This window comes from Streptomyces sp. BA2 (assembly GCF_009769735.1).
Classification (GTDB): domain Bacteria; phylum Actinomycetota; class Actinomycetes; order Streptomycetales; family Streptomycetaceae; genus Streptomyces.
The window spans coordinates 5,325,979-5,346,206 of record NZ_WSRO01000002.1; the positions used below are offsets into that span (position 1 = coordinate 5,325,979).

21 protein-coding genes are annotated in these 20,228 nt (G+C 68.9%); 11 read left to right on the forward strand and 10 right to left on the reverse strand.

The window, feature by feature from the left end:
• Window positions 1–48 precede the first annotated feature (48 nt).
• Window positions 49–1,803, forward strand: coding sequence for a lysine--tRNA ligase (gene lysS, locus E5671_RS26785; RefSeq protein WP_160506473.1), 1,755 nt, complete (start codon window positions 49–51; stop codon window positions 1,801–1,803).
• A gap of 156 nt (window positions 1,804–1,959) precedes the next feature.
• Complete coding sequence (locus E5671_RS26790; protein WP_160506474.1) at window positions 1,960–2,169, forward strand: hypothetical protein; 210 nt, start codon at window positions 1,960–1,962, stop codon at window positions 2,167–2,169.
• Window positions 2,170–2,176: 7 nt separating this feature from the next.
• Here E5671_RS26790 and E5671_RS26795 read toward each other — a convergent pair whose 3' ends face one another.
• The 3 genes from E5671_RS26795 to E5671_RS26805 all read right to left on the reverse strand — a co-directional run bounded on the left by E5671_RS26795 (window position 2,177) and on the right by E5671_RS26805 (window position 5,584).
• Window positions 2,177–3,562 carry a DUF2637 domain-containing protein gene (locus E5671_RS26795; protein WP_160506475.1) on the reverse strand — a complete coding sequence of 462 codons (1,386 nt, stop codon included), beginning with the start codon at window positions 3,560–3,562 and terminating at the stop codon, window positions 2,177–2,179.
• 184 nt (window positions 3,563–3,746) lie between these two features.
• A complete protein-coding gene (locus E5671_RS26800; protein ID WP_160506476.1) occupies window positions 3,747–4,604 on the reverse strand; it encodes a DUF3558 domain-containing protein in 858 nt (285 codons plus the stop codon).
• 116 nt (window positions 4,605–4,720) lie between these two features.
• Window positions 4,721–5,584, reverse strand: coding sequence for a DUF3558 domain-containing protein (locus E5671_RS26805; protein WP_160506477.1), 864 nt, complete (start codon window positions 5,582–5,584; stop codon window positions 4,721–4,723).
• Between the two features lie 192 nt (window positions 5,585–5,776).
• Here E5671_RS26805 and E5671_RS26810 point away from each other — a divergent pair, with 192 nt between their 5' ends.
• Window positions 5,777–6,970: an RtcB family protein gene (locus tag E5671_RS26810; protein ID WP_160506478.1), complete on the forward strand. Its 1,194-nt coding sequence runs from the start codon at window positions 5,777–5,779 to the stop codon at window positions 6,968–6,970.
• 51 nt (window positions 6,971–7,021) lie between these two features.
• Here E5671_RS26810 and E5671_RS26815 read toward each other — a convergent pair whose 3' ends face one another.
• The 5 genes from E5671_RS26815 to E5671_RS26835 form a co-directional block, all read right to left on the reverse strand.
• The gene (locus E5671_RS26815; RefSeq protein WP_160506479.1) at window positions 7,022–7,861 is read right to left on the reverse strand and encodes a hypothetical protein; all 840 of its coding nucleotides are present in this window, start codon (window positions 7,859–7,861) and stop codon (window positions 7,022–7,024) included.
• Window positions 7,862–8,043: 182 nt separating this feature from the next.
• Window positions 8,044–8,835 (reverse strand): SDR family NAD(P)-dependent oxidoreductase, encoded by a 792-nt coding sequence (locus tag E5671_RS26820; protein ID WP_160506480.1) that lies wholly within the window; start codon window positions 8,833–8,835, stop codon window positions 8,044–8,046.
• A 70-nt stretch (window positions 8,836–8,905) separates the two neighbouring features.
• Window positions 8,906–9,241: a YnfA family protein gene (locus E5671_RS26825; RefSeq protein WP_160506481.1), complete on the reverse strand. Its 336-nt coding sequence runs from the start codon at window positions 9,239–9,241 to the stop codon at window positions 8,906–8,908.
• 29 nt (window positions 9,242–9,270) lie between these two features.
• Complete coding sequence (locus E5671_RS26830; protein ID WP_160506482.1) at window positions 9,271–9,798, reverse strand: GNAT family N-acetyltransferase; 528 nt, start codon at window positions 9,796–9,798, stop codon at window positions 9,271–9,273.
• A 91-nt stretch (window positions 9,799–9,889) separates the two neighbouring features.
• Complete coding sequence (locus tag E5671_RS26835; protein WP_160506483.1) at window positions 9,890–10,768, reverse strand: helix-turn-helix domain-containing protein; 879 nt, start codon at window positions 10,766–10,768, stop codon at window positions 9,890–9,892.
• A gap of 81 nt (window positions 10,769–10,849) precedes the next feature.
• Here E5671_RS26835 and E5671_RS26840 point away from each other — a divergent pair, with 81 nt between their 5' ends.
• Window positions 10,850–11,452, forward strand: coding sequence for a TIGR03086 family metal-binding protein (locus E5671_RS26840; RefSeq protein WP_160506484.1), 603 nt, complete (start codon window positions 10,850–10,852; stop codon window positions 11,450–11,452).
• A gap of 34 nt (window positions 11,453–11,486) precedes the next feature.
• On the opposite strand, the gene E5671_RS26845 is transcribed toward E5671_RS26840, so the two are convergent.
• Entirely contained in the window at window positions 11,487–12,506 is a 1,020-nt protein-coding gene (locus E5671_RS26845; RefSeq protein WP_160506485.1) for a hypothetical protein, read from the reverse strand.
• A 261-nt stretch (window positions 12,507–12,767) separates the two neighbouring features.
• Here E5671_RS26845 and E5671_RS26850 point away from each other — a divergent pair, with 261 nt between their 5' ends.
• Together E5671_RS26850 and E5671_RS26855 are read left to right on the forward strand one after the other, a co-directional pair.
• Complete coding sequence (locus E5671_RS26850) at window positions 12,768–13,871, forward strand: LLM class flavin-dependent oxidoreductase (protein WP_160510429.1); 1,104 nt, start codon at window positions 12,768–12,770, stop codon at window positions 13,869–13,871.
• The gene (locus tag E5671_RS26855; RefSeq protein WP_160506486.1) at window positions 13,868–14,458 is read left to right on the forward strand and encodes an FMN reductase; all 591 of its coding nucleotides are present in this window, start codon (window positions 13,868–13,870) and stop codon (window positions 14,456–14,458) included. The genes E5671_RS26850 and E5671_RS26855 overlap by 4 nt, the downstream gene beginning before the upstream one ends.
• Before the next feature lie 46 nt (window positions 14,459–14,504).
• Here the strand turns inward: E5671_RS26855 and E5671_RS26860 are convergent, their stop codons facing one another.
• Complete coding sequence (locus E5671_RS26860; protein ID WP_160510430.1) at window positions 14,505–14,945, reverse strand: hypothetical protein; 441 nt, start codon at window positions 14,943–14,945, stop codon at window positions 14,505–14,507.
• A gap of 321 nt (window positions 14,946–15,266) precedes the next feature.
• Between E5671_RS26860 and hemL the strand changes: the two genes are divergently transcribed.
• From hemL to E5671_RS26885, 5 genes are all read left to right on the forward strand, one after another.
• The gene (gene hemL / locus E5671_RS26865; RefSeq protein ID WP_160510431.1) at window positions 15,267–16,604 is read left to right on the forward strand and encodes a glutamate-1-semialdehyde 2,1-aminomutase; all 1,338 of its coding nucleotides are present in this window, start codon (window positions 15,267–15,269) and stop codon (window positions 16,602–16,604) included.
• Entirely contained in the window at window positions 16,601–17,284 is a 684-nt protein-coding gene (locus E5671_RS26870; RefSeq protein WP_160506487.1) for a histidine phosphatase family protein, read from the forward strand. Before hemL ends, E5671_RS26870 begins: the two co-directional genes overlap by 4 nt.
• Before the next feature lie 241 nt (window positions 17,285–17,525).
• The gene (locus tag E5671_RS26875) at window positions 17,526–18,755 is read left to right on the forward strand and encodes a hypothetical protein (RefSeq protein ID WP_160506488.1); all 1,230 of its coding nucleotides are present in this window, start codon (window positions 17,526–17,528) and stop codon (window positions 18,753–18,755) included.
• Between the two features lie 66 nt (window positions 18,756–18,821).
• The gene (locus tag E5671_RS26880) at window positions 18,822–19,451 is read left to right on the forward strand and encodes a TlpA family protein disulfide reductase (RefSeq protein WP_160506489.1); all 630 of its coding nucleotides are present in this window, start codon (window positions 18,822–18,824) and stop codon (window positions 19,449–19,451) included.
• A gap of 10 nt (window positions 19,452–19,461) precedes the next feature.
• A complete protein-coding gene (locus E5671_RS26885; RefSeq protein WP_160510432.1) occupies window positions 19,462–20,226 on the forward strand; it encodes a cytochrome c biogenesis CcdA family protein in 765 nt (254 codons plus the stop codon).
• Window positions 20,227–20,228: the final 2 nt, after the last annotated feature.

Here is a 20,228-nt window from a genome sequence, read left to right on the forward strand (position 1 = left end):
ACTCCGACAAGCGGTACTCACGTAGAAGCAGAGCAGAAGAAGAAAGGCGTGCCGATCGTGGCTCAGAGCACTGATACCACCGACTGGGTCTCCCGCTACGCGGACGAGGTCATCGCCGAGTCGGAGCGTCGTGCCCCGGGCAAACCGGTCGTCGTCGCCTCCGGGCTCTCCCCCTCGGGCCCCATCCACCTGGGCAACCTCCGCGAGGTCATGACCCCGCACCTGGTCGCGGACGAGATCCGGCGGCGCGGGCACGAGGTCAGGCACCTGATCTCCTGGGACGACTACGACCGGTACCGCAAGGTCCCGGCCGGCGTCCCCGGCATCGACGAGTCCTGGGCCCAGCACATCGGCAAGCCCCTCACCTCCGTGCCCGCCCCGGCCGGTTCCGCGTACGCGAACTGGGCCGAGCACTTCAAGGCGGCCATGACCGAGGCGCTCGACGAGCTGGGCGTGGAGTACGACGGGATCAGCCAGACCGAGCAGTACACCTCGGGCGTCTACCGCGAGCAGATCCTGCACGCGATGAAGCACCGCGGTGACATCGACGCGATCCTCGGCCAGTACCGCACCAAGAAGGCCCCCGGTAAGGGCGGCCAGAAGCAGTCGCAGAAGCCGGTCGACGAGGCCGAGCTTGAGGCCGCCGAGGGTTCCGGCGCCGCGAGCGAGGACGACGGCAGCGGCGGCGGCAGCGGGTACTTCCCGTACAAGCCGTACTGCGGCGCGTGCGAGAAGGACCTGACCACGGTCACGTCGTACGACGACGAGAGCACCGAGCTTTCGTACGTGTGCGCTGACTGCGGGCACACCGAGACGGTCCTGCTCAGCGAGTTCAACCGCGGCAAGCTGGTCTGGAAGGTCGACTGGCCCATGCGCTGGGCGTACGAGGGCGTCATCTTCGAGCCGAGCGGCGTGGACCACTCGTCTCCCGGGTCGTCGTTCGTGGTCGGCGGGCAGATCGTGCGCGAGATCTTCGCGGGCGTGCAGCCGATCGGTCCCATGTATGCCTTCGTGGGGATCTCGGGGATGGCGAAGATGTCGTCGTCGAAGGGCGGCGTGCCGACTCCGGCCGACGCGCTGAAGATCATGGAGGCGCCGCTGCTTCGGTGGCTGTACGCGCGCCGCAAGCCGAACCAGTCCTTCAAGATCGCCTTCGACCAGGAGATCCAGCGGCTCTACGACGAGTGGGACAAGCTGGACGCGAAGGTCGCCGACGGGACGGTGCTGCCCGCCGACGCCGCGGCGCACTCGCGTGCGGTGCGGACCGCTGCGGGCGAGCTGCCGCGGACGCCGCGTCCGCTGCCGTACCGGACGCTCGCGTCCGTCGCGGACGTCACGGCGGGCGCCGAGGACCAGACGCTGCGGATTCTGCGGGACCTGGACCCGACGGACCCGATCTCGTCCCTGGACGAGGCGCGGCCTCGCCTGGACCGCGCCGAGAACTGGATCACCACCCAGGTCCCGGCCGACGCACGCACGATCGTCCGCGCGGAGCCGGACACGGAGCTGCTCTCGTCCCTGGACGACGAGGGCCGCGAGTCGCTGCGGCTGCTCCTGGACGGCCTCGACTCGCACTGGTCCCTCGACGGGCTCACACACCTGGTGTACGGCGTGCCGAAGGTGCGGGCCGGATTCTCCGCGGACGCGACGGCGAAGGAACTCCCGCCGGAGATCAAGGTCGCGCAGCGGTCCTTCTTCGCGCTCCTGTACCGGCTCCTCGTAACCCGGGAGACGGGCCCGCGACTGCCCACGCTGCTGCTTGCGGTGGGTGCGGAGAGGGTGCGCAAGCTCTTGGGGGCGTAGCGGTACGTAGATGGGGGCGCCGTCCAGTTGCCTGGGCGGCGCCCCCATCGCGTGGGAGACATCCGCCGCGAAGCGGCGGGCTTGCATCTTTTGGACTACCGGGAGATCACTCCGGGGCAGGACGAACACCGCCCCGGGGCGAGCGATCGTGGACGTATGAAGGAAATCATCGCCATCGTCGGATGGGTCGTCGGGATCCAGGGCGCGCTCGGCGCAGCCGGACGCACCTTCGGGGACAACCCGTGGGGCCTCTTCCACAAGTGGTGGGACATCCCCACCCCCGGATACCTCGCCCTGTTCGTCGTCGGCGCCGCCCTCGCCATCTGGGGCGAGAGCAGCAAGAAGCGCGCCCGCAGCGTGGGTTGAGCCTCGGCTACGCGCTGTACTCGGAGTCCAGCTCCTCCTGGTAGCGGCCCCGGAAGTCACGCAGGTACGGGCGCAGCGTGCTCTCCGCCGGAGGGCCGCCCGCCTGACCGGTCACGCCGTACAGGTCCATCAGGTACAGGCCGAACTGGCGGGCGTTGGGGTAGTCACCGCGCTCGCTCACGTACTTCCGGAACGCCACGAAGTACGCCTCGTCGCGCGAGACGTCGTCCGGCAGCCCGGGAACGTCATCCGGAACCGGCAGCTCCTCGGCCGCCTCTCCAGCAGCCTCTCCCGCCTCCTCGCGCGGACCCGGGATCAGACGCTGGCCGCTGAGCGGGCGAGTGCGGCCGGGTGCGCCCGAGGGGACCTGGAACGCCGGGTCGACCTCCGCCTGACCGGCACGGCCCTGCTCGTCGAAGTACGCCTGCTGCTGCTCCAGGTACTCCTGGTGCTCGACGTAGGCCTGCTGTTCCGCATAGGCCTGCTGGTCCGCGTACCACTGGTCGTGCGGCTCTTCAGGAACGTACGAAGGCTGCTGAGCCGCGAACCACGGGCTCACGTGCGCCCCCGGGGCCTCCGGCTGCTGCTCCTGCTGCTCCGGCTGGGGCTCGGGCTGGGGCTCGGCCTCCAGCTGCGGCGCGGGCGCCGACGGCGTGGTCAGCTCCGGGCGCTGCTGCACCTCCGGCGCAGGCGGAAGCAGCGCCGGCTCGATACCCGCCGCCGCGAGCCCCGCGGGGGCCGTCTCGGCGAGGGGTACGCCGAACCGCGCCAGGCGCAGTGGCATCAGGGATTCGACGGGGGCTTTGCGGCGCCAGGAGCGGCCGAAGCGGGCCTGGAGGCGGGCCTGGTAGATGAGGCGGTCCTGTTCCAGCTGGATGACCTGCTCGTAGGAGCGGATCTCCCACAGTTTCATCCGGCGCCACAGCTTGAAGGTGGGCACGGGGGAGAGGAGCCAGCGGGTGAGGCGTACGCCCTCCATGTGCTTGTCGGCTGTGATGTCCGCGATCCGGCCCACCGCGTGCCGTGCCGCTTCGACGGCGACCACGAACAGGATCGGGATGACGGCGTGCATGCCCACGCCCAGCGGGTCCGGCCAGGCCGCCGCGCCGTTGAAGGCGATCGTCGCCGCCGTCAGGAGCCACGCCGTCTGGCGCAGCAGCGGGAAAGGGATACGGATCCACGTCAACAGCAGATCGAGCGCCAGCAGGACGCAGATGCCCGCGTCGATACCGATCGGGAAAACCACCGAGAAGCTGCCGAAGCCCTTCTGCTCGGCGAGCTCGCGCACGGCCGCGTACGACCCCGCGAAACCGATGCCGGCGATGACGACCGCACCGGCGACGACCACGCCGATGAGTATTCGGTGCGTGCGTGTCAGCTGCATCGCGGCCACCCGCGAACCCCTCCCTGTTCGGTTTGTTGCGAGCGACAGCCTGGCACACGCATGCGGAAGCCGGTGTGCCGGTACGGCAGGAGCCCGGCCACCACGGGGCCGGGCTCCACAACTTCCGTGCAATCGCCGCGAGTTACGCGCGAGTTGCGCGCGAGACGCGCACGTGGGCGCTATGCGCCCGGCGTCAGCTCTTGGGCTTGGAGCTGGACTTGGACTCGGAGCCCGAGTCCTTGGAGCCCTTGGAAGCCTTCGGGTCCTCGGAGGCCTTCGGGTCCTTGGAGCCGCTGCCCGAGCCCTCGCTCGCGCCGCCCGCCTTGTTCGCGGAGACGACCGCCTCGGCGGCCTCCTTCGCGGCCTTCTCGGCGTCCTTGGACAGGTCCTTCGAGCTCGGCGCCTTGTCGCCAGCCAGGCCCGCGCCGTTGTAGTCGATCGTGACGACGGCGTTCTCCACGCGCGTCACGACCGTCTGCTGCTTGAAGTATTCCTTGTCCTTCTTCAGGTCGTAGTGCACGACCGTCGTCTGGTCGCCAAGACCAGGCACCGGCTCCGTCTTGACGCTCTTCGCGCCCTCCGTCGCCTGCGCGTCCGCGACCTGCTTCGCGAAGTTGTTCTGCGCGCGCTTGGCGCCGCTGCCGAGCGACGCGTCCGAGTCGAAGCGCATCAGCGAGACGCGCAGCCAGCGGAACTGCGAGCCGTCGACGCCGTTGTTCTCAAGGCTGTCCCAGGAGCAGGTGCCGCGCGCCGACGTGTCATCGGACGTGCCCGCCTTGCCCGACTTGTCCTTCGCCTCCGGGACGAGGTCGTCGAGCGTCTTCTTCGACAGGACGTCGCAGGGCTCGGGCAGCTTGCCGAACGCGGCCTTCTCCACGGTCGCGGCCTTGTCCTTGCCCGAGGCAGAGGCAGAAGCCTTTGAACCCGAGTCCTTCTTGGCCCCGTCCGAGCCCGAGCCGGAGTCGGAGGAGCAGCCGGAGGCAATGAGGATCACCGGTACGGCGGCTGCGCAGGTGAGTATGCGGGTGAGTCGCTGTGCTGGTCGGTGCATGGTTCCTTCACTCAAGTCACTCAAGACGGCTGTCGTCGGTTCGATGGGCCACGGTACGCCGTGCCCGACGCGGACGACTCCGCTTCCGGGGAGCCGGTGCCCCGTCCGAACCGTCCCTAATCGGAGAACCTGTCGGCCAGGCTTCCGGCCAGTTCCTGCGCCTTGTCCTGCATTTCCTTGCTGTCGGGCAGCTCGGTGCGACGCCCCGGCTGCTCGTCGTACTCGACGGTCACGATGACGTTCGACGTGCGGAACACCACAGTCACCGTGCGGTGCCGGGTCGCCGAAGCGGACGTCGTGAGCGCGTCGTCGACGAAGGCTTCGTCGCCCAGGTCGTCGAGGATGCGGGGCATCAGGGCGGGAGGAGTGACGGCATCTTCCGACGAGTTGCCGGAGTCGCTGGAGTCACCGGAGCCGCTGGTGTCGCCGGAAGCATCTGTGGTGGCGCCGTCGGACGGCTCGGGGTCCGCCCCCTCCTCGTCATCGGCGGACGGGCTGTCGGACGGGGTGTCGGACGGAGTATCGGAGGGCTCGGGCAGATCCGCCTCCTGCACCTTCGACGCGTAGACCTCCGTCGCACGGGTGTCATCGCTCACGGCGTTGTCGTACGAGACGACGCGCTCGAAGTCGACGAGCAGATGGTGGGTGGCGTCCGAGGACTCCACCTTCCAGCGGCAGCCCACACGCCGGTCGGTGTCGTACGTGACGGTGGGCGCACCCTCGTACGCCTTCTCCTGCTGCTCCTCGTCCGGCATCTCCTCGATGCCGGGCAGCATCGAGTCGAGCGTGCCGCGGTCGACCTGGCCGCAGGGCTCGGGGAGCGTGCGGTACTTGCCGGGCTCGGCGGCCGCTGTCGTCCCGCCGGTGTCGCCGGGCTTCGAGTCGTCCGGCTCCCCGCCGAGCGCGCCCCCGCCCGTACAGCCGGCGAGCAGCGCCGCGATGAGAGCCGCGACGCCTGGTACGTAGGCCTTCCGCTGCACCGTATGGGCTCCTTCTCGCCGGGGATATTGGGTTGCCGCTGGTGGGCGACCGGTGGACACAATGTGTATCGCACGCAATGCCGTGGACGCCGGTCCGTGATCCCTTTCGTTGACCTTGGCGCCGGTATTTGCGCTTCGACACTTTCAAGACTTCTGTTGAACTACAGGGCACTACGGGGGAATGAGGACGTTATGTCGTACGTGGAGGTTCCCGGGGCAAAGGTACCGATCCGGATGTGGACGGACCCGGCCTCGGTGGAGGACGTCGCACTCCGGCAGCTCCAGAACGTGGCGACCCTGCCCTGGATCAAGGGCCTGGCCGTCATGCCGGACGTCCACTACGGCAAGGGTGCGACGGTCGGCTCGGTGATCGCCATGCAGGGGGCGGTGTGCCCTGCGGCGGTGGGCGTCGACATCGGCTGCGGGATGTCGGCGGTGAAGACTTCGTTGACGGCCAATGATTTGCCGGGGGATCTTTCGCGGCTGCGGTCGAAGATTGAGGCTGCGATTCCGGTGGGGCGGGGGATGCATGCGGATCCGGTGGATCCGGGGCGGCTGCATGGGTTCGGGACGTCCGCGTGGGACGACTTCTGGTCGCGCTTCGACGGGATCGCCGATTCGGTCAAATTCCGTCAGGAGCGGGCGACGAAGCAGATGGGAACGCTCGGATCCGGAAATCATATGATCGAAACTTGTCTCGATGTGGACGGGGTCGTGTGGCTGATGCTGCACTCCGGCTCCCGGAACATTGGCAAGGAGCTGGCCGACCACCACATAGGGGTGGCCCAGAAGCTGCCGCACAACCAGGGCCTGGTCGATCGTGACCTCGCGGTCTTCGTCTCCGAGACCCCGCAGATGGCGTCGTACCGAAATGATCTCTACTGGGCTCAGGAGTATGCGAAGTACAACCGCGCGATCATGATGGCGCTCCTCAAGGACGTGATCCGCAAGGAGTTCAAGAAGGCGAAGCCGACCTTCGAGCAGGAGATCTCGTGCCACCACAACTATGTGGCGGAGGAGCGGTACGACGGGATGGACCTGCTGGTGACTCGCAAGGGGGCGATCCGTGCGGGCTCTGGCGAGTACGGGATCATCCCCGGCTCTATGGGGACCAGTTCTTACATCGTGAAGGGGCTCGGGAACGAGAAGGCCTTCAACTCGGCTTCACATGGCGCGGGTCGGCGTATGAGCCGTAACGCGGCGAAGCGGCGTTTCACGGTGCAGGACCTTGAGGAGCAGACGCGGGGCGTTGAGTGCCGTAAGGACTCGGGTGTCGTGGATGAGATCCCGGGCGCGTACAAGCCGATCGAGCAGGTCATGGAGCATCAGCGTGACCTTGTTGAGGTCGTGGCGAAGCTTAAGCAATTCATTTGCGTGAAGGGCTGAAATGAGAGTGGGGCCCGAGCTGTTGTCAGCTCGGGCCCCACTCTCAGCGTGCTAGCGCCCGCTCGGCATCGGTACCTGGCCGGTGTGGAGCCGCCACAGGCGCAGATGGCAGCTCTTCTCGGTTCGTCCCAGTTCCTTGGCCGCAGTCGCGTCGTTGCTGAGCTGGAGCAGGATTCGGTCCTCCCACTCCTTCCAGAGGCGTCGGCCGCTGACAGCTCTCATGCCAGCGGGACGTTCCCACGAGGTGAACGAGTCGACGGCTGCCTGCTTGCGCTCCAGAGCGAGGCAGCCTGGGTAGTAGAGATCCGTTCCCAGGGCTTGGGCTGTCTCCCGCGTAAAGGGAATGTTGTAGATCTTGTCGCGGGTGTTGCGTTTGATGAAGCGCTGGATGCCCGTGAGCTGCCGGACGTAGCGGCAGAGATAGACACCGACGGCAGTGCTGGCCGTTGTGAGAGAGATGTAGGGGCTGCCGTCCTTGCAATACCCCACTGCGCCGTCAGCGTCGATGACTCCCCGCAGGTAGTCGCGCCGCGAGAACTCGACGCGTGGCGGGGTGATCGTCTTGGACTTGCGACCGTAAGGCAGGCCGAGTTGGTTCAGCTTGGTCCGCGCTTCGAGGGAGTACAGGCTCCACATGGCCGAGTGATGGTTCTCGGCGAAGTTCGTGGCCCGGGTGCGCTCGCTGATGGTGCTGTTGTACGGAGTCAGGCGCTGGAACTCGCGCAGGATTGAGATGTCGCGCACGTTGATCTCGACGCTCAGTCGACCCTTCTGCCCTGCCTCTTGTGACAGATGCCCGTCGGCCTGCAAGAAGCCGAACATGTAGGCGTACTCAGGGACTTCGAGGTCCATGAACTGCGGTGGGAGCGCGTTAGGCTCGCGTTTAGCCATGAGGAAGCTCTAGGCCTTCCTGTGTGGTCAGGCCCTCGGCCGGGATTGCAGTCCCGGCCGAGGGCCGTTCTGTTTTTGGTTGTCGACCTGAGCCTAGGCAGGTCAGACGCCAACAGGCATGGCGATACGACGCGTTCACCGATGTGGGTGACTCGCGTCTGGTGCGGGCGGGCCCCGGAGGGTTAAAGCTCCCGGTGGATCTTCGTGTTTGAGGCCTGGGCGCGGGGGCGGACCACCAGGAGGTCGATGTTCACGTGGGGCGGGCGGGTTACCGACCAGGTGATCGTGTCCGCCACGTCCTCCGCCGTGAGGGGGGCGGACACGCCCGCGTAGACCTTCGCGGCCTTCTCCTCGTCGCCGCCGAAGCGGGTCGTGGCGAACTCCTCCGTCTTGACCATGCCGGGGGCCACCTCGATGACGCGCACCGGAGTGCCGACGATCTCCAGGCGGAGGGTCTCGGCGAGGACGTGCTCGGCGTGCTTCGCGGCCACGTAGCCACCGCCGCCCTCGTACGTGCCGTGGCCGGCCGTGGAGGAGAGGACCACGACCGTGCCGTCGCCGCTCGCGGTGAGTGCGGGGAGCAGGGCCTGGGTGATGTTCAGGGTGCCGATGACGTTCGTCTCGTACATCTGGCGCCAGTCGGCGGGGTCGCCGGTGGCGATGGTGTCGGCGCCGAGCGCGCCGCCCGCGTTGTTGACGAGGACCGCGACCTTGCGGAAGGCGGTGGCGAACTCGTCCACGGCGTCGCGGTCGGTGATGTCGAGGGCGTACGCCATCGCGTCGTGCCCCGCGGCCGTGATCTCGGCGGCGAGGGCTTCGATGCGGTCCTTGCGGCGGGCGGTGAGGACGACGCGGTAGCCGGCGGCCGCGAGTCCGCGCGCGGTGGCGGCGCCGATGCCGCTGCTCGCGCCGGTGACGATCGCGATGCGGGTGGCGGCGGGCGCGGCGTTCGCGGCGTTCGCGGCGGCGGTCATGGCTGCTCCTATGGCGTACGTACGTTCTGTCCTGATCCTCGGCCAAGGATAGGCGGGGTCGTCGATGCCCTCAGCGGCCTCGCGGCGCGTACATGATGACGGCCATGCCCGCGAGGCAGATCAGCGCCCCGGTCACGTCCCAGCGGTCGGGACGGTAGCCGTCGGCGACCATGCCCCAGGCGATGGATCCCGCGACGAAGACGCCGCCGTACGCGGCGAGGATGCGGCCGAACTCGGCGTCGGGCTGGAGCGTGGCCACGAAGCCGTACACGCCGAGTGCGATGACGCCCGCGCCGATCCACGCCCACCCTTTGTGTTCGCGCACTCCTTGCCAGACGAGCCAGGCGCCGCCGATCTCGAAGAGTGCGGCGAGGGCGAAGAGGGCGGCGGAGCGGGCGATGAGCATGGGGGAATCGTGGCATGGGGCGGAGTCCGTCAGGGGGTGTCGGCGCTGCTCAGGTCGACGCTCCAGTCGTTGCAGCGCATCCAGTGGCCCTTGGGGTACTCGAAGTCGCACGGACCCTGGAGCGTGAAACCGGCTTTTCTGCATACGCCGTTGGAGGCGGTGTGGTCCTGGGACGGGAACGCGTGGAGATGGCGGCGGGGGTCGGCGGAGCGGGCCTCGGCGATGATGAGGCATGCGGCTGTCGCCGCGATGCCGCGGCCCTGGAACTCGGGCAGTACGCCCCAACCCGTCTCCCACGCGGGCTCGCCCTGCCAGGTGGTCTCCCAGTAGCCGATGGAGCCGACGGCGTCCGTGCCGAGGGCTATGCGGAACATCTGGCCGCTGCCGTTCATCGTGAGGTACCTGCGGTGCCGGGCCAGCAGCTTTTCTTCTGTCTCGGGCCCGCCCAAGTGGGCGGTCATCTCGGCCGAGTTGTTCGCGACCAGCAGGGGGAGGTCGTCGTCCGACCAGGGTTCGAGCTGTACGGGTGCGGGGGCTCGCGGCGGCGGGTTCTCCATGTCTTGACGCTAGACGGTGCCTCTGACAATCGCCCCGCGGCGGGTTTCCCCCCGTCCCCCCCCGTCCCGCCCGTCCCGCCCGCCCCAGCTCTCAATCAGCCTGTGCGTACGCCGTTGGGGGCACGCCCACCGTTGTTGTGAAGTCCCTGATCAGGTGGGCCTGGTCGGCGTAGCCCAGCGTTGCCGCCAGTTCTGCCCAGTCCACCTCTGTGTCCGTTTCCGCGCGTTCCAGCGCCTCGTGGATCCGGTGGCGCAGGATCAGCCACTTCGGGCCGACCCCCACGTACGCCGAGAAGAGCCGCTGCAGGGCCCGGACCGACAGGCCCTCCGCCCGTGCGAACGTACCGACCCGGCGGATCCCGCGGTCCGTGCGGATGCGTTCTGCCAGGGCCATGGCGAGGTCGGCCTGGGGGTCGGGCGTGGGCCCGAGGCTCAGCAGGAAGGCGTCGAGGGCCGCCACGCGCGCGTGCTCATCGGCGGGGGAGAGCACCGCGTCCAGCGCGCCCTCGGGGACCTCCCCGAACACCTCCTCCAGGGGCAGCAGCCGTCGCCCCGTCCACGCGGACACCGGCGCCGACGGGGCGAACGGCCGGAAGCCGCCGGGACGGAACTTCACCCCGCACACCCGGCCCCGCCCCTCCAGCTTCTGCGTGAAGAGGTCGAGGCCGATCCCCGCCACCTCGGCGAACGGCTCCTGCCCGGGGAGTCGCTGGAAGACGACGTTCACGGACGGGTGCGGCACGATGTGCGAGGCGTACGGCTCGGTCAGGTCCCAGTCGATCAGCCAGTACTGCTCCACGTAGGGGCGCAGTACGGCCGCGCCCGGAGCGATGCGGCGGAAACGCACGCGGGCGAAGAGCCCGGCGGCGTCGACGATGCCGCGGGTGTCGGTCCGCGGCCTCGGGCCGGGAGCCGCCCCAGATGCGGACCCAGAGGCGGAAGCAGAGGCGGAAGCGGAAGCGTCGGCCATGGCTGGATCGTATGCCGGGGTCTCTCGCCCGTGTCGTGTTTCTTCAAGCCACGGCAGTGGCCGCCGCCTTACCGTCACGCCATGAGTGAGAACAGCTTGGCCGACCTCCTGAAGGCGGCCACCACGCACGCCGTCCCCGTGGTCCGCGCCATCCCCGATGAGCGCCTCGACTCCCCCACTCCTTGCGCCGAGTACGACGTAAAAGCCCTGGTCAACCACCTTCTCCAGGTGATCGTCCAGTTCCAGGCGCTGGCCGCGAAGCAGGACTCCGACTTCAGCGAATCCCCCGACTACGTGGCCGAGAGCCCCGACTGGCGCGACCGCTTCGCCGACGAGGCGGGGAAGCTGGTCGCCGCCTGGGCCACGCCCGGCGCCGATGAGGGCACCACGGGCGCGATGGCCATGCCCGCGAAGACCGTCGGGTGCATGGCACTGCTCGACCTGACGGTGCACGCCTGGGACCTGGCCCGCGCCACGGGGCAGGAGTACGAGCCCGCCCCGGAGAGCAGCGGCGTCATCGCCGCGCTGCGGGAAGCGGTCGCGGGGCTGGCTCCGACCGCCCGGAAGATGGGTGTCTTCGGGGAGCCGGTCTCCGCACCCGAAGGGGCCTCCGGGCTGGAGCAGCTCCTGGCGGAGACGGGCCGGGACCCCCGCTGGACCCCGCAGGCCCCCACCGCGGCCTAGCCAGGCCCCACCGCGGCCCAGGCCCCACCGCGGCCTAGTCCTTGCCCGGCCCCCGCCCCGCCTCCTCGCGAGCGCGCAGTTCTCCGTGGAGACGGGCGAACGCCGCGCACACCAGCGGCATGACCAACGGGGGCAGCAGGAGCAGGCCCACGGCCGTGGGCAGGATCATCACCAGCACGCCGGTGATCCATACGTTGTCGTCGCTGAGCCACAGCATGCCGAGCCCGGCGAAGTGGGCGAGAGGGGCGGCCGCGTACCCGGCCAGAAGGACGACGAGTGCCGCGCCCGCGGTGAGCAGCGTGCCGAGGCCGAGGGTGCGCGTACGTGCGCGGCGGGTCAGTACCCACGAGCGGTACAGCGCCACGAACGGGGAGCGGCGCTCAAGGACCGTCTCGGCGGTGGCCAGCGACAGGCGGAAGTACAACAGCGGGCCCAGGCACATGACGGCGATCGGCAGCACCCACCCCACCAGCGTGTAGAGCGGGGCGGCGGTTTCGCCGATGGGCGTGGGCTCGACTCCGGGCACATCGCCACGCTCGACGGTCATCCACAGCACATAGCCCGCCAACGCCATGGCGCCCACGACCAGACCGCTCAGAGCGTTGACCGCGAGGGCGGCGGGAAGGCGCCGCCGGGTACGCCGCCACAGCTCGCGGACGGTCAGCGGTCCGCCGTCGCGCGCGTCGGCGTGGGAGTCGTGGGAGTCGTGCGCGCCGGCGACTGCGTACGCGGTGTGCAGGACGGAGACGACGAGGAGGGCCAGGACGAGCAGCAGCAGCGACTCCACGAGACCGACCATCACCAGCGGGAACCAGCCGCCGTCGGCGTAGGCCACGTAGGAGTCCTCGTTGGCGATGTTGCGGTCCGCGTAGTCCCGGACGCCCTCGAAGGTGTCCCACGCCGCCGTGAATCCGCCGGCCACGATCGCGCAGCCGAGCACGGCTGTCAGGGCGGACACGCGGAGGGTGAATCCGTACGGCGCGCCGCGGTGGTGTCCGGTGGCGCCGAGCGCCCCGGTGATGCTGCCGCGCGGCTGGTTTCCGTCGTGTGCCATGAGCCGGTCTTGCCTCCGTACCTCCGTGCGGCTGTGTGGTGACTGCACGCAAGACGCCGTGCGGGGCGGGTGGGGTTCCCGAGGCGGACAAGCCTGGCCGAAGCGTGGCCCGGGAACCGAAGCGTGGCCCGGGAACCGAAGCGTGGCCAGGGAACCGAGGCGTGGCCCGGGAATACCCCCTGGCCCGCCACCGTTCCGCAGGTATAGTTGAACCGTCAACAACCTGTGGAGAGTGAGTCAGCCATGCAGTCCGGATCCGGCATGCAGTTCGGGATCTTCAGCGTCGGCGACGTGACGCCGGACCCCACGACGGGCCGCACCCCCACCGAGCACGAGCGCATCAAGGCCATGGTGGCCATCGCGCTGAAGGCCGAGGAGGTCGGGCTCGACGTCTTCGCGACCGGCGAGCACCACAACCCGCCGTTCGTTCCCTCCTCGCCCACCACGATGCTCGGCTACATCGCCGCCCGCACCGAGAACCTGATCCTCTCCACCTCCACCACCCTCATCACCACGAACGACCCGGTGAAGATCGCCGAGGACTTCGCGATGCTCCAGCACCTGGCCGGCGGCCGGGTCGACGTGATGATGGGCCGCGGCAACACCGGCCCGGTGTATCCGTGGTTCGGCAAGGACATCCGCCAGGGCATCAACCTCGCCGTCGAGAACTACGCGCTCCTGCACCGCCTGTGGCGCGAGGACGTCGTGACGTGGGAGGGCAAGTTCCGTACGCCGCTGCAGTCGTTCACCTCGACGCCACGGCCGCTGGACGGCGTCGCGCCTTTCGTGTGGCACGGGTCGATCAGGTCGCCCGAGATCGCCGAGCAGGCCGCGTACTACGGAGACGGCTTCTTCCACAACAACATCTTCTGGCCGCAGGAGCACACCAAGAAGATGGTCGACCTCTACCGCCGCCGGTACGCGCACTACGGCCACGGCACCGAGGAGCAGGCGATCGTCGGGCTCGGCGGTCAGGTCTTCATGCGGAAGAACTCCCAGGACGCGGTGAAGGAGTTCAGGCCGTACTTCGACAACGCGCCCGTCTACGGACACGGCCCCTCCCTGGAGGAGTTCACGTCCCAGACGCCGCTGACTGTCGGCTCCCCGCAGGAAGTCATCGAGCGGACGCTGTCCTTCCGCGACACCGTCGGCGACTACCAGCGCCAGCTGTTCCTGATGGACCACGCGGGCCTGCCCCTCAAGACCGCCCTGGAGCAGCTGGACCTCCTCGGCGAGGAGGTCGTCCCGGTCCTGCGCGAGGAGTTCGCCAAGAACCGCCCGGCGAACGTCCCGGACGCACCGACGCACGCCGCCCGCGTGGCGGCGTCTCAGGCCGGGGATCAAGCCGAGGAGGCCACCGCATGAAGCTCGTCGTCTCCGCGGGACTGAGCGTCCCTTCCTCCACCCGCCTCCTGGCCGACCGCCTGGCAGCGGCCACCGGACGCCACGCCGACGTGGAGATCGAGGTCGTCGAACTCCGTGACCTGGCCGTGGAGATCGCGCACAACTACGTCACGGGGTTCCCCGGCCCGGAACTGGGCGCGGCGGCCGAAGCGGTGAAGGGCGCGGACGGTCTGATCGCCGTCACGCCGGTCTTCTCGGCCTCGTACAGCGGTCTGTTCAAGTCGTTCTTCGACGTGCTGACCGTCCTGGACAAGGACGCCGTCGCCGGTACGCCGGTCCTGATCGCGGCGACCGGCGGCACCCCACAGCATTCGCTGGTCCTGGAACACGCGTTGCGTCCGCTGTTCGCGTACCTGCGGGCGGTGGTCCTGCCGACGGCCGTGTACGCGGCGTCCGAGGACTGGGGCGCGGACGGCCTGGACGAGCGGATCGAGCGGGCGGCGACAGAATTGGCCGGAATCATGCGGCCCGCGCCGGTCCAGGAGGAGGAGCTGATCGAGGGGTTTGTCCCCTTCGAGCGGCAACTGGCGGCGCTGCGGCCGGAGTAGATCCGGCGTACGCACAAGGGACGCGGGGACGCGGGGACGCGGGGCGTCAGGGCCACACCAGGCAGTACGCCTGATGCCCCGCGTCATGCAGCCGGTGGCTGAAGTCCTGCCATTCGTGCAGCAGTTGGTAGACGTTGAACGCGTCGCGCGGGCCGCCGCGGTCGGGGACCGTGGACCAGATGAACGCCGCTGCGCCGACCGACTCCTCGCCGACGCCGCGCAGCGGGTCGACGACCGTCATGGGGAGCTTCACCACGGCGTAGTCGGGATGCAGGACGACCAGTTCGAGCGGGGGCACCTTGTGCAGGGGTATGCCTTCGATGCCGGTCAGGACCATCGCGGCCACCGTCTCCGGCTTGATCTTCGTGAACATGCCGCCCATGCCGAGCTCATCACCGCCGAGCTCTTCGGGGCGCATCGAGATGGGCACGCGGGCGGCGGTCGCGCCGTCCGGGGCTCCGAAGTACTTGTAGGTCACCCCGCCCACCCGGCCACTCCTGGTTCCCGCCCGGTCCTGCTCCGAATCGCCCCGTGCCAAGGCCTCCGCCTCGGCCGCTTCCGCCTCGCGCCGGTGCTTGCCGATCCGCCGGGCACGCCGCGGACCCAGGCCGTCGGTCCCCTCGCCCAGTCCGCCACCGCGATGCATATCTCCACCCGACTGCTTTTCCAGGGCGCCCGCCCCTGCTTTTCTAGGCCTCGCGGCCCCCGCCGCGCAACCCGATCATCGTGTCAGTGACCTCCCCCACGGTCACCGGCTAAAACGTGGAGTGAAACACCTGTCCGCAGGATGTCCGAAGCCTCTGACACCATGGTTCATGTGAGCTTCCCGTATAGCGCCCCAGTTTCGCAGACTCTTTTCGACCGTGCGGCGGCCGTGACGCCCGGCGGTGTGAACTCTCCCGTGCGCGCTTTCCGCGCTGTGGGCGGTACGCCCCGCTTCATGGTGTCCGGTACCGGTCCGTACCTGACGGACGCCGACGGCCGTGAGTACGTCGACCTCGTCTGCTCGTGGGGGCCGATGATCCTCGGCCACTCCCACCCCGATGTGATCGCCGCCGTGCAGGAGGCCGTCGCCCGGGGCACGTCCTTCGGTACGCCCGGCGAGGGCGAGGTCGCGCTCGCCGAGGAGATCGTCGCGCGCATCGCGCCCGTCGAGCAGGTGCGGCTCGTCTCCAGCGGTACGGAGGCGACGATGTCCGCGATCCGTCTCGCGCGCGGGTTCACCGGCCGCGCCAAGGTGATCAAGTTCGCCGGGTGCTACCACGGCCATGTCGACGCGCTGCTCGCCTCCGCCGGGTCCGGTGTGGCGACTCTCGGGCTTCCGGACACCCCTGGGGTCACCGGCGCCCAGGCGGGCGACACGATCGTCGTTCCGTACAACGACCTCGAAGCGGTGCACGAGGCGTTCCACACGTACCCCGGCGAGATCGCGTGTGTGATCACGGAGGCGTCGCCCGGCAACATGGGCGTGGTGCCGCCGGGGCCCGGGTTCAACCAAGGCCTCAAGGACGCGTGCGCGAAGAACGGCGCGCTGTACATCTCGGACGAGGTGATGACCGGCTTCCGTACGTCGAAGGCGGGCTGGTTCGGCGTCGACGGGGTGCGGCCCGATCTGATGACCTTCGGCAAGGTCATGGGCGGCGGCTTTCCGGCCGCCGCTTTCGGTGGCCGGGCGGACGTCATGGAGCACCTCGCGCCGGTCGGTCCCGTCTACCAGGCGGGCACCCTGTCGGGGAACCCGATCGCGACGGCCGCGGGCCTCGCGCAGCTGCGGCTCCTGGACGACGCCGCGTACGACAGGGTCGACACCGTCTCCGGGCAGCTGCGCGCCCTTGTGACCGACGCGCTCTCCAAGGAGGGCGTCGCGCACCGGCTGCAGAACGCGTCGAACATGTTCTCCGTCTTTTTCACCGAGCGTGAGGTGCGGAACTACGACGACGCGAAGACCCAGGAGTCGTTCCGCTTCACCGCGTTCTTCCACTCGATGCTGTCGCAGGGCGTGTATCTCCCGCCGTCGGCCTTCGAGTCCTGGTTCGTGTCCACCGCCCATGACGAGCGGGCGGTCGAGCGGATCGCCGCGGCCCTGCCCGCGGCGGCGCGCGCGGCCGCCGAAGCCACTGAATCCACCACGGAGGCCACCGCATGAGCGCGGGCAGCGAGCTCACTGTCGTCCACCTGATGCGCCACGGCGAGGTGGAGAATCCGGACGGGATCCTTTACGGGCGCCTTCCCGACTACCACCTCTCCGAGCTGGGGCGGCAGATGGCCGACCGGGTCGCCGAGTACCTCGCCCCGCGTGACGTCACGCACGTCGTGGCTTCGCCCCTTGACCGCGCGCAGGAGACGGCGACGCCGATCGCCAAGGCGCAGGGCCTGGATCTGGCGACGGACGGGCGGCTCATCGAGGCGGGCAACGTCTTCGAGGGCAAGACCTTCGGTGTCGGCGACGGCGCGCTGAAGAAGCCGGAGAACTGGAAGCATCTGTTCAACCCCTTCAAGCCGTCCTGGGGCGAGCCGTACATCGAGCAGGTCGTGCGGATGATGGGCGCTCTGGACGCGGCGCGGGACGCGGCCCGTGGGCATGAAGCGGTGTGCGTCAGCCATCAGTTGCCGATCTGGATCGTGCGGAGCTTCGTGGAGAAGCGGCGCCTGTGGCACGACCCGCGCAAGCGGCAGTGCACGCTCGCCTCGCTGACGACGTTCACGTACCGCGGCGACAAGATCGTCTCGGTGGGGTACACGGAGCCCGCGCGGGATCTCGTGCCCGCACACCTCCTCGCCGGCGCCAAGCCGGTGAAGGGGAAGGCGAAGGCGTTCGGCGCATAAGCGCTCCGCTGGTATTGCCGTCGATTGTCTGCGGCGTCGTCGTGGCTGGGCGCGCAGTTCCCCGCGCCCCTTCGGGGCGCCCACGCCAGGTAATCGGCTCGCGACTGTATGTCCGTTCTCGGTAAAAGACACTCAATATGTGTCTACTTGTCGGAACCCCATTGTTCGTCGCGCCCTCTAACGGGGCGTCCCTCATGCATGGATGCGTGCAGGGCTGCAGGGCGCGACGAATGGGGATGGAATGCGCGACATCAGTCGCAGGGGAATACTCGGCCTCGGAGTCGGGACCGCGGCCGCTTTGGGGCTCGCCGGCTGCGGCACGGGCGGCGGCAGCCATTCGGCCGGTTCCGCGGAGGGCGCGAAGGACGGCCGGGGTGGCGACAAGCACCCGGCGAAGCCGATCGGTGACGGTTCGACCTCGTACACGGGGAAGCAGCCCAACCAGCCGGGCAAGCCCGTTCCCCTGCAGCCGGGTGAGACGCCCCCGCAGTTCGTGATCTTCTCCTGGGACGGTGCGGGCGAGGTCGGCAACGGTCTCTTCCCGCGCTTTCTGAAGCTGGCCGAGGATCACGACGCAGGGATGACGTTCTTCCTCTCCGGGCTTTATCTGCTGCCCGAGTCGAAGAAGCGGCTCTACAAGCCGCCGAACAACGCGGTCGGCGCCTCCGACATCGGCTATCTCACCGACGGTCACATCAAGGAGACGCTGAAGTACGTCCGCCAGGCCTGGCTCGAAGGCCACGAGATCGGCACGCACTTCAACGGGCACTTCTGCGCGGGCAGCGGCACGGTCGCCAACTGGACGCCCGCGCAATGGCAGAGCGAAATCGACCAGGCCACCTCCTTCGTCAAGGAATGGCGCACGAATACCGGCTGGACCGACCTGCCGTCGCTGCCTTTCGACTACGACAAGGAACTCGTCGGCGGCCGTACGCCCTGCCTCCTCGGCCAGGAGAACCTGCTGCCGACGGCGAAGAAGCTCGGCTGGCGTTACGACGCCTCGTCGCCCGGCGGCCGTCAGCGCTGGCCCCAGAAGAAGATGGGCGTCTGGGACCTGCCGCTGCAGGCGATGCCGTTCCCCGGGCACTCCTTCGAGGTCCTGTCCATGGACTACAACATCCTGGCCAACCAGTCGCAGAACTCCACGAAGGCGCCGCCGGCCAACTACCCGGGCTGGCGCAAGCAGGCCACCGAGTCCTACATCGCCGGATTCAAGCGCGCCTACGAGACCAACCGTGCGCCGTTCTTCATCGGCAACCACTTCGAGGAGTGGAACGGCGGCATCTACATGGACGCCGTCGAGGAAGCCCTGAAGCACATCGCGGGGAAGAAGGACGTACGCCTGGTCTCCTTCCGGCAGTTCGTCGACTGGCTCGACGTCCAGGACCCGAAGGTCCTCGCCGAGCTGCAGGGCCTCGAGGTCGGCCAGGAACCCGTGGGCGGCTGGAAGGGGCTCGGAAAGGCGGTCTGAAATGGGACTTTCCGCAACCCCGGGGGGTGCGGAAGATCCCCGAAACAGACATGCGAAACTTTTCACATGAGTGCCGCCTGCCGCGCCCCCCACAGCACGAACCGCAGCCGTAGCCGCAGCCGCGCCGCCCTTCTGGGCGCTGGGGCCGCGGTCGCCGCGCTGACCCTGTCGGCGTGCAGCTCCGGCGGCACGTCAGGCGGCTCCGGGAACACGAACTTCGTCACCGGCTCCGACGGCATCGCCACCGCCGGCAAGGGCGAGCGCCAGGACGGGCCGAAGCTCGAGGGGGAGACCCTCACGGGCAAGCACCTCGACGTCGACGACTACAAGGGCAAGGTCGTCGTCCTGAACGTGTGGGGTTCCTGGTGTTCGCCCTGCCGGGCCGAGGCGCCGAACTTCGCGAAGGTCTCGAAGGAGACCAAGGGCAAGGACGTGCAGTTCATCGGGATCAACACCCGTGATCCGCAGAAGGGTCCCGCGCTGACGTTCGAGAAGGAGTGGAAGATCTCCTACCCGAGCCTGCACGATCCGATGGGCAAGCTGATGCTGCGCTTCCCCAAGGGCACGATGAACCCGAAGTTCATCCCCTCCACGATCGTCCTCGACCGCGAGGGAAAGATCGCGGCACGCTCGCAGCAGGCGCTCAGCGAAGACAAGCTGCGCAAGATGATCGACCCGCTGATCGCGGAGGAGTGATCTCCCGGTGATGTCCACTCTCGCCGCCGTCGGCGAAGCGAACCAGACCGTCATGAACGGAGCGCTCGTCCTCGCGCTGCCCATCGCGGCCCTCGGCGGTCTCGTCTCCTTCTTCTCCCCGTGCGTACTGCCGCTCGTGCCGGGCTATCTGTCGTACGTCACCGGGGTCGGCGGCACGGACCTCGCGGAGGCCAAGCGGGGGCGGATGGCCGCGGGGGCCGGGCTCTTCGTGCTCGGGTTCACCGCCGTCTTCGTCTCCACGGGCGCGCTCTTCGGGTTCGTCGGGCAGAACTTGCAGGACTACCAGGACGTCATCACCAAGGTGCTCGGCGTCCTGATGATCGCTCTCGGCATCTTCTTCATGGGGCTCATGCCCTGGCTGTCCCAGCGGGAGTTCCGCTTCCACAAGAAGCCGGCCGCGGGGCTCGCGGGGGCTCCGGTGCTCGGCGCGCTGTTCGCCGTGGGCTGGGCGCCCTGCGTGGGGCCCACGCTTACGTCCGTCAACTCCCTGGCCCTCGACCAGGGCAGCGCGGGGCGCGGGGCCATACTGAGCGTCGCGTACTGCGTGGGGCTCGGGCTGCCGTTCATCCTCGCGGCGGTCGCCTTCCGCAAGGCGCTCGGTGCCTTCAGCTGGGTGAAGAAGCACTACGTCTGGGTGATGCGCATCGGCGGCATCATGATGATCGCGACCGGGCTGCTCCTCGTCACCGGAGTGTGGGACAGCATCGTGCAGCAGATGCAGGTCTGGTCCAACGGCTACACGGTGGGGATCTGATC

What these genes read in the sequence shown, in the direction of transcription:
- E5671_RS26800 (WP_160506476.1), bottom strand. Translation starts at nt 4,604, where the DNA reads ATGCACCGACCAGCACAGCGACTCACCCGCATACTCACCTGCGCAGCC.
- E5671_RS26855 (WP_160506486.1), top strand. Translation starts at nt 13,868, where the DNA reads ATGAAGCTCGTCGTCTCCGCGGGACTGAGCGTCCCTTCCTCCACCCGC.
- E5671_RS26825 (WP_160506481.1), bottom strand. Translation starts at nt 9,241, where the DNA reads ATGCTCATCGCCCGCTCCGCCGCCCTCTTCGCCCTCGCCGCACTCTTC.
- E5671_RS26830 (WP_160506482.1), bottom strand. Translation starts at nt 9,798, where the DNA reads ATGGAGAACCCGCCGCCGCGAGCCCCCGCACCCGTACAGCTCGAACCC.
- E5671_RS26885 (WP_160510432.1), top strand. Translation starts at nt 19,462, where the DNA reads ATGTCCACTCTCGCCGCCGTCGGCGAAGCGAACCAGACCGTCATGAAC.
- E5671_RS26790 (WP_160506474.1), top strand. Translation starts at nt 1,960, where the DNA reads ATGAAGGAAATCATCGCCATCGTCGGATGGGTCGTCGGGATCCAGGGC.
- E5671_RS26815 (WP_160506479.1), bottom strand. Translation starts at nt 7,861, where the DNA reads ATGGCTAAACGCGAGCCTAACGCGCTCCCACCGCAGTTCATGGACCTC.
- E5671_RS26850 (WP_160510429.1), top strand. Translation starts at nt 12,768, where the DNA reads ATGCAGTTCGGGATCTTCAGCGTCGGCGACGTGACGCCGGACCCCACG.
- E5671_RS26880 (WP_160506489.1), top strand. Translation starts at nt 18,822, where the DNA reads ATGAGTGCCGCCTGCCGCGCCCCCCACAGCACGAACCGCAGCCGTAGC.
- E5671_RS26835 (WP_160506483.1), bottom strand. Translation starts at nt 10,768, where the DNA reads ATGGCCGACGCTTCCGCTTCCGCCTCTGCTTCCGCCTCTGGGTCCGCA.
- E5671_RS26820 (WP_160506480.1), bottom strand. Translation starts at nt 8,835, where the DNA reads ATGACCGCCGCCGCGAACGCCGCGAACGCCGCGCCCGCCGCCACCCGC.
- E5671_RS26810 (WP_160506478.1), top strand. Translation starts at nt 5,777, where the DNA reads ATGTCGTACGTGGAGGTTCCCGGGGCAAAGGTACCGATCCGGATGTGG.
- E5671_RS26875 (WP_160506488.1), top strand. Translation starts at nt 17,526, where the DNA reads ATGCGCGACATCAGTCGCAGGGGAATACTCGGCCTCGGAGTCGGGACC.
- E5671_RS26840 (WP_160506484.1), top strand. Translation starts at nt 10,850, where the DNA reads ATGAGTGAGAACAGCTTGGCCGACCTCCTGAAGGCGGCCACCACGCAC.
- hemL (WP_160510431.1), top strand. Translation starts at nt 15,267, where the DNA reads ATGGTTCATGTGAGCTTCCCGTATAGCGCCCCAGTTTCGCAGACTCTT.
- E5671_RS26870 (WP_160506487.1), top strand. Translation starts at nt 16,601, where the DNA reads ATGAGCGCGGGCAGCGAGCTCACTGTCGTCCACCTGATGCGCCACGGC.
- E5671_RS26845 (WP_160506485.1), bottom strand. Translation starts at nt 12,506, where the DNA reads ATGGCACACGACGGAAACCAGCCGCGCGGCAGCATCACCGGGGCGCTC.